The following is a 14,144-nucleotide window of genomic DNA, read 5'->3' on the forward strand; positions in this document are numbered from 1 at the left end:
GTGACGGGTCCAGGGCGTCGACATAATCGCCGCCATGGACCACGTCATGCCGCCGCCGCGCGGGGACGCCTCCGCGCCCGGTGCGCCGTCGGCCGGCCGGCGCACCCCCGGCACACCCGCCCCCGGCCGGCCGCCCGAACTGCTGCGGCCGGCCGAGGGGATCACCCTGCGGCGGCGCTCCCCGGCCCAGGCCACCGCGCTCAACGCCGCCGTCCGGGCCAACCTGGAGCACCTGCGCCCCTGGATGGAGTGGGCCGCCGAGGCTCCCACCCCCGCCCGGACCGTCGCACTCACCGTGGCCGGCGTCGCCGCCTGGGACGCCGGCACCGACTTCATCTACCTGGCCGCCCTGGACGCCGAACCGGGCCGGGTGATCGGCTCGTTCGGCCTGCACCGCAGGATCGGCCCGGACGCGCTGGAGATCGGCTACTGGGTGAGCGCGGAGCACGGCCGCCGCGGCATCGCCACCGCCGCCGCCCGGTCGGTCACCGCGGCGGCACTCGCCCTGCCCGGGATCCGCCGGGTCGAGCTCCACTGCGATCCGGCCAACACCGCCAGCGGCGCGGTGGCCCGCCGGCTCGGCTTCCGGCTCGACCGGGTGGTCGACGCGCCGGTCCGGGCGCCGGGCGAGACCGGACGCAAGCAGGTCTGGATCCGGGAGCGCCGCCCGCCCGGCCCGTGCACCGTCTGGTGACGGTCCTCGGGGTCCGCGGGGTCCGCGGGCCCGCAGGATCCGGACCGTCCGCGGGGCCCGGACGGTCAGTACCGCTCGCCGGCCGCCGCCGGCAGCGCGTCCAGCTCGGCGAGGTCGGCCGGCGAGAGCACCAGATCGGCCGCCGCCGCGTTCTCCTCCAGGTACTTCGGCGTCTTGGTCCCCGGGATCGGCAGCACGTACCGCCCCTGCGCCAGCAGCCAGGCGAGCGCCACCTGCGCGGGCGTCGCACCGTGCCGCGCCGCGACCGCCCGCACCCGCTCCACCAGCGCCAGGTTGGCCTTCAGCGCCTCCTGCTGGAAGCGCGGCAGCTGCCGGCGGAAGTCGTCCGCCGGCAGCTCGTCGAAGGAGGCGATGCCGCCGGTCAGGAAGCCCCGGCCGAGCGGGGAGAACGGCAGGAACGCGATCCCCTGCTCCTCGGTGTACGGCAGCACCTCGGCGAGCGAGTCCCGGGTCCAGAGCGACAGCTCGTTCTGCACCGAGGCCACCGGGTGCACGGCCTGCGCGCGCCTGATCTCCTCGACGTCCACCTCGGAGAGGCCGATCCGCCGCGCCTTGCCGGCCGCCACCGCCTCGGCGAGCGCGCCCCAGGACTCCTCGACCGGCACCTCCGGGTCGATCCGGTGCAGCTGGTACAGGTCGACGTGGTCGGTGCCGAGCCGGCGCAGGCTGTCGTCGATCGCCCGGCGGATGTGCTCGGGCCGCCCGTTGCGCAGCACCCGCTCCTCGGCGTTGCCCGGCACCAGGCCCACCTTGGTGGCCAGCACCGCGCGCTCCCGGTACGGCCCGGCCAGCGCGGCGCCGACCACCTCCTCGTTGGTGTAGGGCCCGTAGATGTCGGAGGTGTCGATCAGCGTGACGCCGAGGTCCAGCGCCTGCCGGATCACCTGCACCGACTTGTCGTCGTCGCGGTTGTGCACGTCGTAGGCCCAGGTCATCCCCATGCAGCCGAGGCCGACGACCCCGACCTCGGGACCCTCGCTGCCGAGCGTGGCGTTGCGCATGACGGTACTCCTCACTGATGCCGGCCCGGCGTGGCGCCGACCGCGGTCGGATCAACTCAACGGGGAACAGCCTCTCCCTTCGAGTGCGCTCTAGGTCAAGCCCGTTCCCGCCACCGGGTGACGCTGCGCCAGCCAGTCCCGGAACCCTCCCCGCAGCACCAGGTCCGCGAGCCGCCGGTACCCGCCCGCCCCCGGGTGCGCGCCGTCCCCGGCCAGCGCCTCCGCCGTCCAGACCCGGTCCGCCGCCAGCTCCCGGGTCACGCCGACGAACGGCACCCCGCGCCCGGCGCAGATCCCGGCGATCCCGTCGGCCAGCACCGACACCCGCTCCAGGTGCGGCGCGCCCGCGCCGACCACCGGCGGCGGGCCCACCACCAGCGGCGCGAGGCCGCGCTCGCGCGCCCCGTCCAGCAGCGCCGCCACGTTGGCCAGGCACGCCTCCGGCGCGACCCTGGGCCGCCCGTCCTCCTCCACCGCGTCGTTGCTGCCCACCGACAGCACCAGCCGGTTGTCCGCGCCGGGCAGCGCCCGGACCGCCGTCTCACCCCAGCAGCGGGCCAGAACGTCCGCCGAAGTGCTGCGCCGCACGCCCAGGTTGAACGCCGTCACCGCCTCCGGTCCCACCCCGAGCCCGGCCAGGCAGTCCGCCACCGCCCGGCCCGCCCAACCGCGGTACTCCGGGTCCCCGACCCCCTGGACGAACGAGTCGCCGAAGAAGACGATCCGCACGTCCCTGCCGTCCAAGTCCTTGGTCATGGTGGAACCTTAAGGTCCGCGTAAGGCTTGCTACGAGGTGCCTTTGCTGCACCGGAGGTTCTTGACGTGCCCAGGTGGTCTAGTCCAGGTTGATGCTCAGCACCGCGCAACTCCCCCACCGGACCACCCCTCCACCGCCGCCCGCCCCGCGTCTCCTCCCCCCGCGCGGGCCGGGCGGCGGCCCCCGTCCACCGAGAGGCACCCCCATGCCACGCGCGCCCCGCGACACCGCTGCCCGGCACCGCCGCCCGGTCCTCCGCACCAAGGTTCTCGGCCTCGCCACCGCCGTCGTCCTGGCCGGCGGCGGCCTCGCCACGATGGCCGGGAACGCCGGCGCCGCCGACGGCAACCTGCTCGGCAACCCCGGGTTCGAGAGCGGCTCGCTGGGCGCCTGGAGCTGTACCGCCGCGACCGGCGGCGTGGTCGGCTCCGGCGCGCACAGCGGCTCGTACGCACTGCGCGGCGAGGTCTCCGGTGCGGACACCGCGCAGTGCGGCCAGAGCGTCACGGTGCAGCCCAACACCACGTACACGCTGAGCGCCTGGGTCCAGGGCCAGTACGTGTACCTCGGCGCGACCGGCAGCGGCGTCACCGACCCGGCCGTCTGGACGCCCGGCGGCTCCGGCTGGCAGCAGCTGACCGCCACCTTCACCACCGGCGCGGCCACCACCAGCGTCAACGTCTACCTGCACGGCTGGTACGGGCAGGGCGCCTACCTCGCCGACGACGTCACGCTCACCGGCCCCGGCGGCACCCCGAGCACCCCGCCGCCCACCACCACGCCCCCGAGCACCACACCGCCCACCACCACGCCGCCGACCGGCGGGCCGACCACCCCCGCGCCGAACGTCGCCCTCCCGGTCGCCCCGTACATCGACATGGGCGCCTGGCCCACCCCGTCGATGCCCGCGATGGCCAAGTCCGGCAACCTCAAGGGCTTCACCATGGGCTTCGTCACCGCCGTGGGCTGCAAGGCCAGCTGGTTCAACGCCTACGACCCGCGCACCGGCTGGGCCAAGGACCAGATCGACGCGCTGCGCGCGGCCGGCGGCGACGTCAAGCTCTCCTTCGGCGGCGCCAGCGGCACCGAGCTCGCCGCCGCCTGCACCAGCGTCGACTCCCTGTTCGCCGAGTACGACGCCGTGGTGAACGCCTACAACCTGCGCTACGTCGACTTCGACATCGAGGGCGCCGCGATCGCCGACACCGTCGCCAACGACCGCCGCTCCGCCGCCCTCGCCAAGCTGCAGAAGGCCCACCCCGGCCTCAAGGTCTCCTTCACCCTGCCGGTCCTGCCCGAGGGCCTGACCAGCGAGGGCGTCGCCATCGTCCGCTCCGCCCGGGACGCGGGCCTGGACGTCGACGTCGTCAACGTCATGGCGATGGACTACTACCGCACCGGCACCGACTACGGCGACGCCGCCGTCCAGGCCGCGCAGTCCCTGTACGGCCAGCTCAAGGCGCTGTACCCGGCCAAGGGCGACGCCCAGCTGTGGGCCATGGTCGGGGTCACCCCGATGCTCGGCGAGAACGACGACCACCAGATCTACAACCAGGCCGACGCCCAGCAGCTGGTCGCCTTCGCCCGGCAGCACCACCTCGGCGTGCTGGCCTTCTGGGACGCCACCCGGGACGCCAACGCCTGCACCGGCGGCGGCCTCTTCAAGTGCACCAACATCCCGCAGCAGCCGTACGAGTTCGCGAAGATCTTCGCCCAGTACACCGGCTGAGCCCCGGCACTCGCCGAGCCCCGACAAGCCCTGACGCTCGCTGAGCCCGGGCACCGGACGGCGCCGGCGGCCCCCTTCCCGGGGGTCGCCGGCGCCGCCGTAATTCGCGCGCGCGTTCCCCGCCGGGCGACTACAGTCCCGGTCAATGCCCAGGGGTGGCGCAGAGGCAGGCGCACCGCCTTGCCAAGGCGGACACGTCGGTTCGAATCCGTCCCCCCGGACAGGGCCGGTCCCGTAGCGCAGAGGCAGGCGCGCCACTACCGCATGGTGGAGTACGCCGGTTCGAATCCGGTCGGGGCCGGCCGTACCGAACGGCACTGCGCGGCACGGCACTGCGCGGCACGGCACGCAAGGGGGCGGACATGACGGACACGGTGATCGAGGAGCCCACCGCCGAGGAACTGGCCGCGTTCAGCCGCACCCTGGGCCGGCTGCGCGCCCTGCCCGAGGGCCACCGCACCCGGCTGCACGCCGAACGGCAGCTGGAGTCCTTCGTCCGCGAGAGCCGCAAGCGCCGCCGCCAGGGCCGACGCGCCGAGATCCGCGTCGCCGACGCCGAACTGCTCGCCGCCACCGCCACCGGCGCCCTAGACCGCCGCGAGGACGCCCCGCTCGCCGCCCCGACCGCCCGGACCGTCCCGGTCGGCGAACTCCGCGGCCGCCGCCGTTGCTACGTCTGCAAGCAGCCGTACCGCGAGGTGGACGCCTTCTACCACATGCTCTGCCGCCCCTGCGCCGCGAACAGCGCCGCCCGCCGCGCCCTCTCCACCGACCTGCGCGGGCGCCGCGTACTGCTGACCGGCGGCCGGGTGAAGATCGGCTTCCAGCTGGCCCTGATGATGCTGCGCGACGGCGCCGACCTCGTCGTCACCAGCCGGTTCCCGCACGACACCGTGCGCCGGTTCCGGGCCGCCGAAGGCAGTGCCGACTGGTGGGAGCGGCTCACCGTGGTCGGCATCGACCTGCGCGACCCGCGCCAGGTCCTCGGCCTCGCCGAGCAACTGTTCGCCGACGGGCGCCCGTTGGACATCCTGGTCAACAACGCCGCGCAGACCCTGCGCCGCCCTCCCGAGTCCTACGCGCTGCTGGCCGCCGGCGAGCGGTCCGCGCTGCCCGCCGTCGACGCCGCCACCGTCGCGCACGCTCCCGGCTTCCGGCCGATGCCGGCCCTCGCCCCCGCCTGGCCGACCACCGAGCTCGCCGCTGTCGACACCGTCCCGGCCCCTGCGCCGGCCCCCGGCGGGGCCGACGAGGCGGGCCTGCTGCCCGACCTCGCGGTCGCCAACTCCTGGTCCACGCGGCTCGGTTCGCTCGACCCGGCGGAGGTGCTGGAGGTCCAGCTGGTCAACGCGCTCGCCCCGGCCCTGCTCTGCGACCGGCTGCTTCCGCTGCTGCTCGCCTCCCCGCACCCGCGCCGCTACATCGTCAACGTCACGGCGGTCGAGGGCCGGTTCGCCGTCCGCAACAAGACCGCCGGCCACCCTCACACCAACATGGCCAAGGCCGCGCTGAACATGCTCACCCGCACCAGCGCCGAGGAACTCGCCACCCGGGGCGTGCACATGTGCGCCGTCGACACCGGCTGGATCACCGACGAGAACCCGGCCCCCAAGAAGGCCCGCCTCGCCGCCGCCGGCTTCCGTCCCCCGCTCGACGTCGTCGACGGCGCCGCGCGCGTCTACGACCCGATCGTCCGCGGCGAGGCCGGTTCCCCCGTCTCCGGCGTCTTCCTCAAGGACTACCGCGAGGCCGCCTGGTGACCCCGCCGCCGTCCAGGCGCTACGCCGGGGCGGTGATCCGCTCCACCGGGCCGAAGTCGCGGAAGGTCCCGTGGATGCGCATCGGGATGCCCTTCAGCTCGGTCTTCCGGTCGAAGCGGACGGTGCGGCCCTGGGCGTCGATCCACTGGTCGAGGTGGAAGCTCGTGACGCCCTTGCCCTTGAGGATCTTGTAGCTCTCGGGCTCCACCGCCTTCATCCGCTCCAGGTCGACGGTGCCGGAGAGGTGGAAGCACGGGGTGCCCTCGCAGTCCTCCATCCCCTGGCGAGCGGACCGGCCGAGGTCCAGCAGCGCCTTGGCGTAGCCGTGGTAGTCGGCGATCCGGTCGCCGAGCGGGGACTTCCGCCAGCTGCTGCCGCTCTTGATGTAGGTGGTGCCGTCGTCGGTCACGACGGTGGTCGGGCCGCTGTCGGCGGCGCCGCTGACGAGGTCGCTGCCGCTCGCGCTCATGGATTCGCTGAGCCGGCCGGAGCGGACGGGCCCGTTGAGGTTGACCCGGCCCTTGGTGACGGCGCTGAGCGGGCCGCCCTCGGTCGTGAAGTTCTGGGTGGCCGCGTACGGCGTCCTCTCCGCCAGCGCGAGCGCCTTCTCCGGGTCGATCACCCCGCCCGCCGTCGTGGCGACGGCGGTGGCGGTGGGCGCTGCGGGGACGGTGGGCACCGACGTCGGCGTCTCGACGGCGGCGGGGGTCGGCGGAGCGGTCGGCGCGGCCTCGGGCGCGCCGGTCACCGACGCGGACGGCGGGGCGGACGACGACGCGGACGCGGTCGGCGCCGCGTCGTCGTTGCAACCCACCAGGGCGACGAGGGAGACCGCCGCGGCGGCGACAGCGAGGACAGTGGAACGACGCATGGTCAGGAGAACCCCCCGGTCGAACAAAGAGACGGGGCGCATCCTGACACATCATCTGGTCCGTGGTCGAACCGTTTCCCCTCGGCCGCGGACCACCGCGACGCCCGCGGCCAGGTCGACCCCCGCCCCGGGCGGGGCGCCGGCGTGCTCGTCGTCACGCAGGACCAGCTGAGCCTGGCGCTGCTCGATCTGAACGCGCTTGTTGGCGTTGAAGAACGCGTGCAGTTCCTCGACCGCCGTCATACCGAGGCCGCCCGCCACCCGCCCGGAGCGCGACCTCCTCCGGCGTCCGCTCCGGACCGCCGCCACCGCGAACAGCGCGGTCACCAGCGCCGCCACCACCAGGGCCACCGTCACCACCACCATGCCCGCCCCAACGAGCGTGCCGCACGCGATCGTTCCGGCCGCCCGCCGCACAGGAAGTCGGACCCGCCGACTTCCTGTGCGGGCCGCCGAACTACGCCACCGGCTCCTCGTCCGCGACCTCCAGGCCGTAGGCGACGACCGCCTGCCGAAGGCCACCCGGATACCCGGCCAGGGCGGGCGTGAAGTCCCAGTCCCCGGCGTCGTCGCGGTCGAAGCGGCCCAGCCGCATCGCGATGTTGGACTCCGCCCCGTCCGCCAGGTGCACGATCGCCGCGTCCTGGTCGGCGCCCGCTTCGAGGATCAGCGCCGGCCCGCCGAACCCGGCCATGGTGGCGTCGGGGTGGTTCTCGGTGTCGGCGGCGGCGATGATGACCAGCCGGTCGGCCTCTGCGGGGAGCGCTTCGAAGTCGACCATCAGGCAGGCGTTGGCGTCGTCGTAGCCGGTGACCAGACGGACGGAACCGTCCGGCGTGGAGGCGTTGTTGTAGAAGACCAGGTGGTCGTCGGAGAGCGCCCGGTTGCCCTGGCAGACCAGGGCGGCGATGTCGTACTCCTCCTCCCCGGTCCAGTGCAGCAGCAGCCGGGACGGCTCGGCGGCCACCTCGATCGCCGGCTGCTGCTCGCCCCCGGCACCCGCGGCCTCCTCGTAGGCCGGTGCGAAGATCTCGTGGAACCCGTGGTGCTTCAGCAGACCGACCAGCTCGGCGCCGTTGATCAGCGTGATCGGCTTGCCGGACACGAACTGGTGCGAGCTGGGCCCGAACTTGCTGGTCGTCACCAGCACGGCCTTCGTCGCGGCCCCGTCGTGCTGCAGCGTGCCGTAGAGGTCCCGGACGGCCGACGGCGTCACCGTGTCCCGGTACCGCTTGACCTGCACGATCACGTTCCCGCCCCGGAACGGATCGGTGTCGATGCCCCGGACGTCCACCCCGCCGTCCTTCGACCGGGCCGTGAGCTCGACCTTCATGCCCATGGACTCCATCAGCCGGGCTATCAGCCCCTCGAACTCGATCGGGTCCATCTCCAGCAGGAGCTGGAGTTCGCGCACCCGCCGCGCCATCCGGCCGCGGTTGGCGTTGGTGTCGTCACGCAGGTGCCGGAACAGCATGCGCTGCGCACGGCGCTCGGCGGTGTCGGGGCTGCTGAGGCGGTGGAGCTTGCGGCTCCGGGACATAGGTACTCCCTCGAACGCACCCGACCGACAGGTCGTCAGGTGCGTGTCAGAAACGGCGACTTCAGGACGGCTTGGATGTGTCCCCCGCTGGGTAAGTGAGTAGGTTACCGCCGCGCCTAGGCTTTCGGCATGACGACGAACAACAGCGACCTTCTTGTGATGACCACGACCCACGAGGACGAGGCGAAGGCCCGCACCCTGGCCGCCGACGTGGTGCGGGCCCGGCTCGCGGCCTGCGCGCAGGTGTACCGGATCCGGTCCGTCTACTGGTGGGAGGGCGAGGTCCAGGACGCGGCCGAGTGGCGGATCGACTTCAAGACCCGCGCCGAACTCGCCGACCCCCTGACCGGGTTCATCAACGAGCGGCACGACTACGCCACCCCCGAGGTCGTCGCCGTCCCGGTGGTCACAGGCAGCGCGGCCTACCTGGAGTGGGTGCGGGCGGAGACCGCGAAGCGATGAGCACCCGTTCCCGAGCCGGGTTTCGGCGACTCCTGCGGTTCGGCGCCTATTCCTCCGGAGAGTCCCGCCGGTCGGCGCCGTCCTGCCAGGGGAACGGGGCGAGGTCGGGCTCGACCCAGCCGCTCTTCGCCTGCGCGCCGGCCAGCGTCGCCGGGCGGTAGAAGCGGGTCAGCAGTCGCTTGTCGAGCAGCGCGGGATGGCGGTCGGCGAACGCGGTGAAGTCACCTTCGCCGGATCCCGTCGCATGGTGCCCGACCAGTTCCACCCAGGCACGACTGATGGTCGCGTGGTACTTCTGGGGCGCACCCGCGTTGCGGGCGGTGCGCCGGATCCCGTCGCTGACCACACCGACCGCGGCGGGCACGCCGTACTCCCGCACGGCCAGCCACGTCAGGTGGACGTGCTCGCGGTGGCCGAACCGACCGGCGGTCGCCATCACCTCCGCCATCAACGCTTCGAAGGCGGGCGCATCGGCGACCTGCGATCGGGGCTCGCGCAGGGTCATGAGGACACCTCCGTCAGGGCTTGCAGGGCGGTGCGCAGGGCGACAACAGCGTCGTCGGGCAGGTCGCCGAGCGCGCGGCGTTCCAAGTCGGCGATGGCCTGCCGGATCGTGGTGGCGGCCACCCGCCCGGAGGAGGTGAGTGCGATGAGCACCGCCCGGCGGTCTCCCGGGCGGGTGCCTCGGGTGATGTGACCGCGCCGCTCCAGCCGGTCCAGCACGCTGGTCAGCGTGGTGGGGCGGGTGCCGACGGCCGCGCCCAGTTCGGAGACGGTTCGTCCTTGGCCGTCGGCAAGGTTGGCCAGCGCATTGATCTCGGAGGCGGTCAGGTCCAGGTCGACCAGTTCTGCGGCGAGCACCTGGAGGGTGGCATGGGTGGCCCGCTGGAGCGCCAGCAGGGCGGACCAGTCGGATGGCACGGATTCGGATTTCACGATTTCGAACTGTACGATTTCGTACAACACGCCGCAAGTCGGGCCCGGCCGGCCCACGACCGGCCACCGACGCCCCCGAGCCATGTGGAAGTCCTCAGCCGGCGCACACAACCGCCCGTTCCGGTGCGGGAGTGCGCCGAGGCTGATGTCTGCACGCCGAGTCACGCTCATCAGGTGGCGAAGCCGCCCACGCATGAGCCCTGCAGCACCGAACGGCCCGCCGCTCCGGGTGCGGGGCGGCGGGCCGTCGGCGTTCGGCCGTCAGAACCAGTGCAGGCAGTGCGGGGCGCGGTCGGAGCGGAAGAGGGTGTCGGCGCGGGTGGCGGCTTGCGGGTGGTGGGCGCGGATGTGGCCGGCGCGGACCAGGGTGCTGGGGGTGGTGCCGCCGAGGTAGATGGATCCGAGGTCGCTCACGTCGAGCGAGAGGTCCGGCTCGCGGTCGGTCGGGACGCACTCCGCCTTGCCGTCGCGGACGGTCAGCAGGTAGCGGTTGTGCTCGCCGAGGAACGCGTCCGTCACGTCGAGCACGAGCTCGCCGTCGGCGAACCAGCCGCGTGCGGCCAGGGCGCGCGGGACGTCCAGCAGGCGCACCCAGAGCCAGTCCGTCTCGTCGGCCGCCTCGCCCGCGCGGAAGTCGGCGAGCTGCCAGCGCAACGGGTGCTCGGTCGGGAGGTGCTTGAACACGATCCTGGTCATCAGGTCATGCTGGAGCACGTACCGGGCCAGGGCCGTGAAGGCGGCGTCGTCGACGGCTATGGTCTCGTCCACGGTCAGGGTGAGCGTCTTGGTCACATGGTCGTAGTCGCCCCGCGAGTAGCTCGCGTACCCGTCCGGCACGCCGTCGGCGTCGCGGTGGACGGCGACGTAGCGCGGCGCCGGGGCGATGGGCGGCTGCCCCGCCCGCCGGGCCCACCAGCGGTGCGGCCGCGACACCGCGCCGGGCTGCGTGCGCCGGTACCGGTCGTAGACCTCCTCCATGAGGTCGACGCACTCGGCCCGCCGCAGCACCTCGACCGTGCCGGTGTCCGCACCGCCCGCCCGCGGGGCGGCGAGGTCCGAGCGGTGGCGCGGCACCGTCAGCCGCCGGGTGTACGTCGCGGGGCCGTAACCGAACCGGCGGTAGATCACGGCTTCGGAGGCCAGCAGTACGGACAGGAACTCCCCCCGCTCCCGAAGCTCCGCGAGCTGGTACCGCATCATCCCGGTGAGCACGCCCTGGCGCCGATGGGTGGGCAGCACGCCGACGGCGGTCACCCCGGCGACCGGGACGACGGCCTCACCGGGCAGGGTGAGTTCGAGGGAGTACGCGCCGGCCGTGCCGACCGGCTTCCCGTCGTCCGCCACCGCCAGCACGCCCCGGTCCAACTCCAGAGCCGCCCACCAGACCCCGCCGCCGTCCTCGGCCGGTGTGTCCGGGGCCAGCCCGAACGGGACGAGAAGGGTTTCGACGAAGACGTCACGGTCCTGCTCAGTGGTGGAACGGATCTCCATGGGTACAGCGGCCTCCCCTGGTCACGGCACCACCGCACGTGGCGCCCGCCACAGTGCAACTCCCCCGGACGTCCAGGTCAAGCGATTTTCGCCGCCGTCCCGGGCCTCCTCACGCGTGGCGGAGGGCCGGGCGGGCGAGGAGGCCGAGGAGGGTGCCGAGGGCGAGGCCGAGCAGGGAGTCGAGAACGTTCTGGGCATCGCAGGCGCGGCCGAGGGCGGGCACGGCGAACTGGGCGCCCTCCAGGGCGAAGGGGAGGACAGCGCCGCCGAGGAGCACGGCGGCGGCCCGGCGGCGGGAGCCGGCCAGGGCGGCGGCCAGGCCGATCGGGGCGAACATCAGGAGGTCGAGGTCGGCCCGCCGGGAGGTGAACCACTCCCCCGGCGGCCGCAGGTGGAGGCCGTCGAACGAGCAGTGGCGGACGACGCCCGACCACGAGAGGTCCTGCCAGAACGGGCCCGGGTGCTCGGGGAACAGGGTCAGCGTGGCCACCCCGCCGAGGGCGAGCAGCAGGAGGAACCCCACCGCCCAGTGCGTGCGCAGCAGCCGCCCGACCGGACGGTTCAGCAACGCCGCCGGCACCAGGGAGGCGAGCAGCCCGGGCCAGAACATCGGCAGCCCGTTCAACACGGTTTTGATCACGCCCGCACGGACGCCGCCGACGCCCGCGCGGTTCTTCCCGGGGCGGTGTTCGCCTTCGATCGATCCTCGAACTGACGCCCTGTTAGAGTCGGTTGGAGTTCCGACCGAGGGGGTCACCCGGTGAAGTTCCGTCCGATCGCGGTTGTGGTGGGCGTCGCCGCCACCATGCTGGTCGCCGTTGCGTTCCGGCCGACGGGGAGCCTGCCGAAGCCGCCCGAGCCCGGCGGGCCGCGCGATGCCTACGCGCCTTCCGCCATGCCCTCCGCGCCCGGGGCGGAGGACAGCTCCGCCGCCTTCACCCGGTGGGTCGAACAGCACGGCACCGAGGAGCAGCGGGCGGCCGTCCTGGGCCACGTCACCCGGCTCGACCGGGCCGTGAAGCAGGACGACCACGTCAACACCTACCTCGCCACCGACTTCCCCGACAACGTCGACGCCCGGACCCGCACCATCATCCGCGCCTATCTGACGTGGGTCGGGCCGAACGAGCCGGGCCGGATGCTCGTCCTCTACAACGCCGCCGGCGAGGTGATGGGCGCGATCCGCGTCGCCGACTGGAGCTGACCCGCGCCCGGGACCGTCAGGCGACCCGCTCGCCGGTCCGCCCACCCGCCATGGCGTCCCGCACCCCGCGCGAGAGGCGCTCGGCCACCACGGCGACGAAGGCGCGCGGGCGGCGCGGGGCGAGGTGGGCGCCGATCCGGTTGGCGAGGCCGGGGACGACGTAGGAGCGGTCGGCGTCCAGCGCCCTCAGCGCGGCCCGGACGACCGGCTCCGCCGTGGTGAACGTCCCCGTCACGGCGGCCTTCCGGGTGCCGATGACGTCGAAGAACCCGGTCTCCACCGGACCGGGGCACAGGGCCAGGACGCGGATGCCGCGCCGTCGGTACTCCTGGCGCAGCGCGAGGCTGAAGTTGAGCACGAAGCTCTTCGACGAGCCGTAGACGGCGAAGTACGGGGTCGGCTGGAAGCCCGCCGTGGACGCCACGTTGAGCACCGTGCCGCGGCCGCGCGCGAGCATGCCGGGCAGCAGTTCATGGGTGAGGCCGACGAGCGCGACGACGTTGACCATCAGCTGGTCGTGGTCGTGCCGCGGGTCGATCGTGTCGAACGAACCGCAGGTGCCGAAGCCGGCGTTGTTGACCAGCAGGTCCACCGTCAGGCCGCGCTCGGCGAGTTCGGCGCCGATCCGGTGGGCGGCGCCGGGCTCGGAGAGGTCCTGGACGAGGACGTGGGCGGTGACGCCGTGGGCCTTGCCGAGGCGCTCGGCGAGGTCGTGCAGGCGGTCGGCGGAGCGGGCGACCAGGACGAGGTCGTGGCCGCGCGCGGCGAGCTGGGCGGCGAACTCGGCGCCGAGGCCGGAGGAGGCGCCGGTGATCAGAGCAGTGGTGGCCGTACGCACGGTAGTGCTCCTTGTCTCATGATGTGTGACACGAGAGTATCGGATAACCGTAGAGATGCGACACTGCTGTTTCAGATAAAGGGCGACCCGTTCCCCCGCTGTACCGTTCCCCGGGTACGTCAGAGCTGGAGGCACACGATGAGCAACACGCCCGGGCGCCCACTGCGCGCCGACGCCGAGCGCAGCATCCGCGCGATCCTCGCGGCGGCGGAACGCGTCCTCGCCGAGACCCCGGGCGCCTCCATGGAGCAGATCGCGGAGGCCGCCGGCGTCACCCGGACCACCGTCCACCGCCGGTTCGCCAACCGGCAGGCGCTGGTCGACGCGCTCACCGCCGAGGCCGCCGCCAAGCTCGCCGAGGCCATCGAGGACGGCCGCCCGGAGACCGCCCCGCCGCTGGTCGCGCTGCACCGGGCGACGGCCAACGTGCTGCGGGTGAAGGCCGCCTGGGGCTTCGCCCTCGGCCCGGCGGTCACCCACAGCGAGCAGGCCGTGCGGACGCACGACGAGATCGCCCGCCGCTGCCGCGAACTGCTCGGCCGGATCCGGGAACAGGGGGCCATCGCCGCGGACGCCGACCTGGAGTGGGTGCGCCGGGTCTTCTACGCACTCATCGGCGAGGCCCTGCACGGCGACCCGGGCGCGGCGCCGGCCGACGCCGATCCCGACGCGCTGGCGGCCCGGATCGTGGACACCCTGCTGCACGGCGTGGGCCCGCGCCCCGCACGCTGAGCCGCCCGGCGGCGCGCCCGCCCCGCGCGCCCGCCGGTCCGCCCCGCCGGGCCGGGGCCGACCGGGCGCCATCGCCCCAACTCCCCCATTTCACCTGACAATCATCCA

General features: G+C 73.8%; 16 protein-coding genes and 2 tRNA genes. 8 read left to right on the top strand and 10 right to left on the bottom strand.

Going from position 1 to position 14,144, the window contains the following annotated elements; all coding sequences use genetic code 11:
- Positions 1-34 precede the first annotated feature (34 nt).
- Entirely contained in the window at positions 35-694 is a 660-nt protein-coding gene (locus ACFVUH_RS03495; protein WP_387910923.1) for a GNAT family N-acetyltransferase, read from the top strand.
- A 65-nt stretch (positions 695-759) separates the two neighbouring features.
- On the opposite strand, the gene ACFVUH_RS03500 is transcribed toward ACFVUH_RS03495, so the two are convergent.
- Positions 760-1,716, bottom strand: coding sequence for an aldo/keto reductase (locus tag ACFVUH_RS03500; protein ID WP_355368803.1), 957 nt, complete (start codon positions 1,714-1,716; stop codon positions 760-762).
- A 90-nt stretch (positions 1,717-1,806) separates the two neighbouring features.
- Positions 1,807-2,472 (bottom strand): GDSL-type esterase/lipase family protein, encoded by a 666-nt coding sequence (locus ACFVUH_RS03505; protein ID WP_387910925.1) that lies wholly within the window; start codon positions 2,470-2,472, stop codon positions 1,807-1,809.
- A gap of 206 nt (positions 2,473-2,678) precedes the next feature.
- On the opposite strand from ACFVUH_RS03505, the gene ACFVUH_RS03510 reads away from it, so the two are divergent.
- From ACFVUH_RS03510 to ACFVUH_RS03525, 4 genes are all read left to right on the top strand, one after another.
- Positions 2,679-4,202: a carbohydrate binding domain-containing protein gene (locus ACFVUH_RS03510; RefSeq protein WP_387910927.1), complete on the top strand. Its 1,524-nt coding sequence runs from the start codon at positions 2,679-2,681 to the stop codon at positions 4,200-4,202.
- Between the two features lie 149 nt (positions 4,203-4,351).
- Positions 4,352-4,423, top strand: a tRNA-Gly gene (locus ACFVUH_RS03515).
- 7 nt (positions 4,424-4,430) lie between these two features.
- A tRNA-Ala gene (locus ACFVUH_RS03520) sits at positions 4,431-4,503 on the top strand.
- Positions 4,504-4,564: 61 nt separating this feature from the next.
- Positions 4,565-5,962, top strand: coding sequence for an SDR family oxidoreductase (locus ACFVUH_RS03525; RefSeq protein WP_387910929.1), 1,398 nt, complete (start codon positions 4,565-4,567; stop codon positions 5,960-5,962).
- A 19-nt stretch (positions 5,963-5,981) separates the two neighbouring features.
- On the opposite strand, the gene ACFVUH_RS03530 is transcribed toward ACFVUH_RS03525, so the two are convergent.
- The 3 genes from ACFVUH_RS03530 to ACFVUH_RS03540 all read right to left on the bottom strand — a co-directional run bounded on the left by ACFVUH_RS03530 (position 5,982) and on the right by ACFVUH_RS03540 (position 8,373).
- On the bottom strand, positions 5,982-6,833 hold the full coding sequence (locus ACFVUH_RS03530) for a hypothetical protein (RefSeq protein ID WP_387910931.1): 852 nt from the start codon (positions 6,831-6,833) through the stop codon (positions 5,982-5,984).
- Between the two features lie 51 nt (positions 6,834-6,884).
- The gene (locus tag ACFVUH_RS03535; protein ID WP_387910933.1) at positions 6,885-7,199 is read right to left on the bottom strand and encodes a DUF6191 domain-containing protein; all 315 of its coding nucleotides are present in this window, start codon (positions 7,197-7,199) and stop codon (positions 6,885-6,887) included.
- A 91-nt stretch (positions 7,200-7,290) separates the two neighbouring features.
- A complete protein-coding gene (locus ACFVUH_RS03540; RefSeq protein WP_387910935.1) occupies positions 7,291-8,373 on the bottom strand; it encodes a restriction endonuclease in 1,083 nt (360 codons plus the stop codon).
- A 129-nt stretch (positions 8,374-8,502) separates the two neighbouring features.
- On the opposite strand from ACFVUH_RS03540, the gene cutA reads away from it, so the two are divergent.
- Positions 8,503-8,835 (top strand): divalent-cation tolerance protein CutA, encoded by a 333-nt coding sequence (cutA, locus tag ACFVUH_RS03545; protein ID WP_387910937.1) that lies wholly within the window; start codon positions 8,503-8,505, stop codon positions 8,833-8,835.
- Between the two features lie 46 nt (positions 8,836-8,881).
- Here the strand turns inward: cutA and ACFVUH_RS03550 are convergent, their stop codons facing one another.
- The 4 genes from ACFVUH_RS03550 to ACFVUH_RS03565 form a co-directional block, all read right to left on the bottom strand.
- Positions 8,882-9,340 (bottom strand): hypothetical protein, encoded by a 459-nt coding sequence (locus ACFVUH_RS03550; protein WP_387910939.1) that lies wholly within the window; start codon positions 9,338-9,340, stop codon positions 8,882-8,884.
- Positions 9,337-9,771: a MarR family winged helix-turn-helix transcriptional regulator gene (locus ACFVUH_RS03555; RefSeq protein ID WP_387910940.1), complete on the bottom strand. Its 435-nt coding sequence runs from the start codon at positions 9,769-9,771 to the stop codon at positions 9,337-9,339. Before ACFVUH_RS03555 ends, ACFVUH_RS03550 begins: the two co-directional genes overlap by 4 nt.
- Before the next feature lie 261 nt (positions 9,772-10,032).
- On the bottom strand, positions 10,033-11,262 hold the full coding sequence (locus tag ACFVUH_RS03560; RefSeq protein ID WP_387910941.1) for a GNAT family N-acetyltransferase: 1,230 nt from the start codon (positions 11,260-11,262) through the stop codon (positions 10,033-10,035).
- 109 nt (positions 11,263-11,371) lie between these two features.
- Positions 11,372-11,902, bottom strand: coding sequence for a hypothetical protein (locus tag ACFVUH_RS03565; RefSeq protein ID WP_387910943.1), 531 nt, complete (start codon positions 11,900-11,902; stop codon positions 11,372-11,374).
- 120 nt (positions 11,903-12,022) lie between these two features.
- Here ACFVUH_RS03565 and ACFVUH_RS03570 point away from each other — a divergent pair, with 120 nt between their 5' ends.
- On the top strand, positions 12,023-12,466 hold the full coding sequence (locus ACFVUH_RS03570; protein WP_387910945.1) for a hypothetical protein: 444 nt from the start codon (positions 12,023-12,025) through the stop codon (positions 12,464-12,466).
- A 16-nt stretch (positions 12,467-12,482) separates the two neighbouring features.
- Here the strand turns inward: ACFVUH_RS03570 and ACFVUH_RS03575 are convergent, their stop codons facing one another.
- Positions 12,483-13,304 carry an SDR family NAD(P)-dependent oxidoreductase gene (locus ACFVUH_RS03575; protein ID WP_387910947.1) on the bottom strand — a complete coding sequence of 274 codons (822 nt, stop codon included), beginning with the start codon at positions 13,302-13,304 and terminating at the stop codon, positions 12,483-12,485.
- Between the two features lie 138 nt (positions 13,305-13,442).
- Here ACFVUH_RS03575 and ACFVUH_RS03580 point away from each other — a divergent pair, with 138 nt between their 5' ends.
- Positions 13,443-14,036 carry a helix-turn-helix domain-containing protein gene (locus tag ACFVUH_RS03580; protein ID WP_355368827.1) on the top strand — a complete coding sequence of 198 codons (594 nt, stop codon included), beginning with the start codon at positions 13,443-13,445 and terminating at the stop codon, positions 14,034-14,036.
- The last annotated feature ends 108 nt before the right edge of the window (positions 14,037-14,144 follow it).

It is taken from the genome of Kitasatospora sp. NPDC058032, from assembly GCF_042885845.1.
Taxonomy (GTDB): Bacteria; Actinomycetota; Actinomycetes; order Streptomycetales; family Streptomycetaceae; genus Kitasatospora.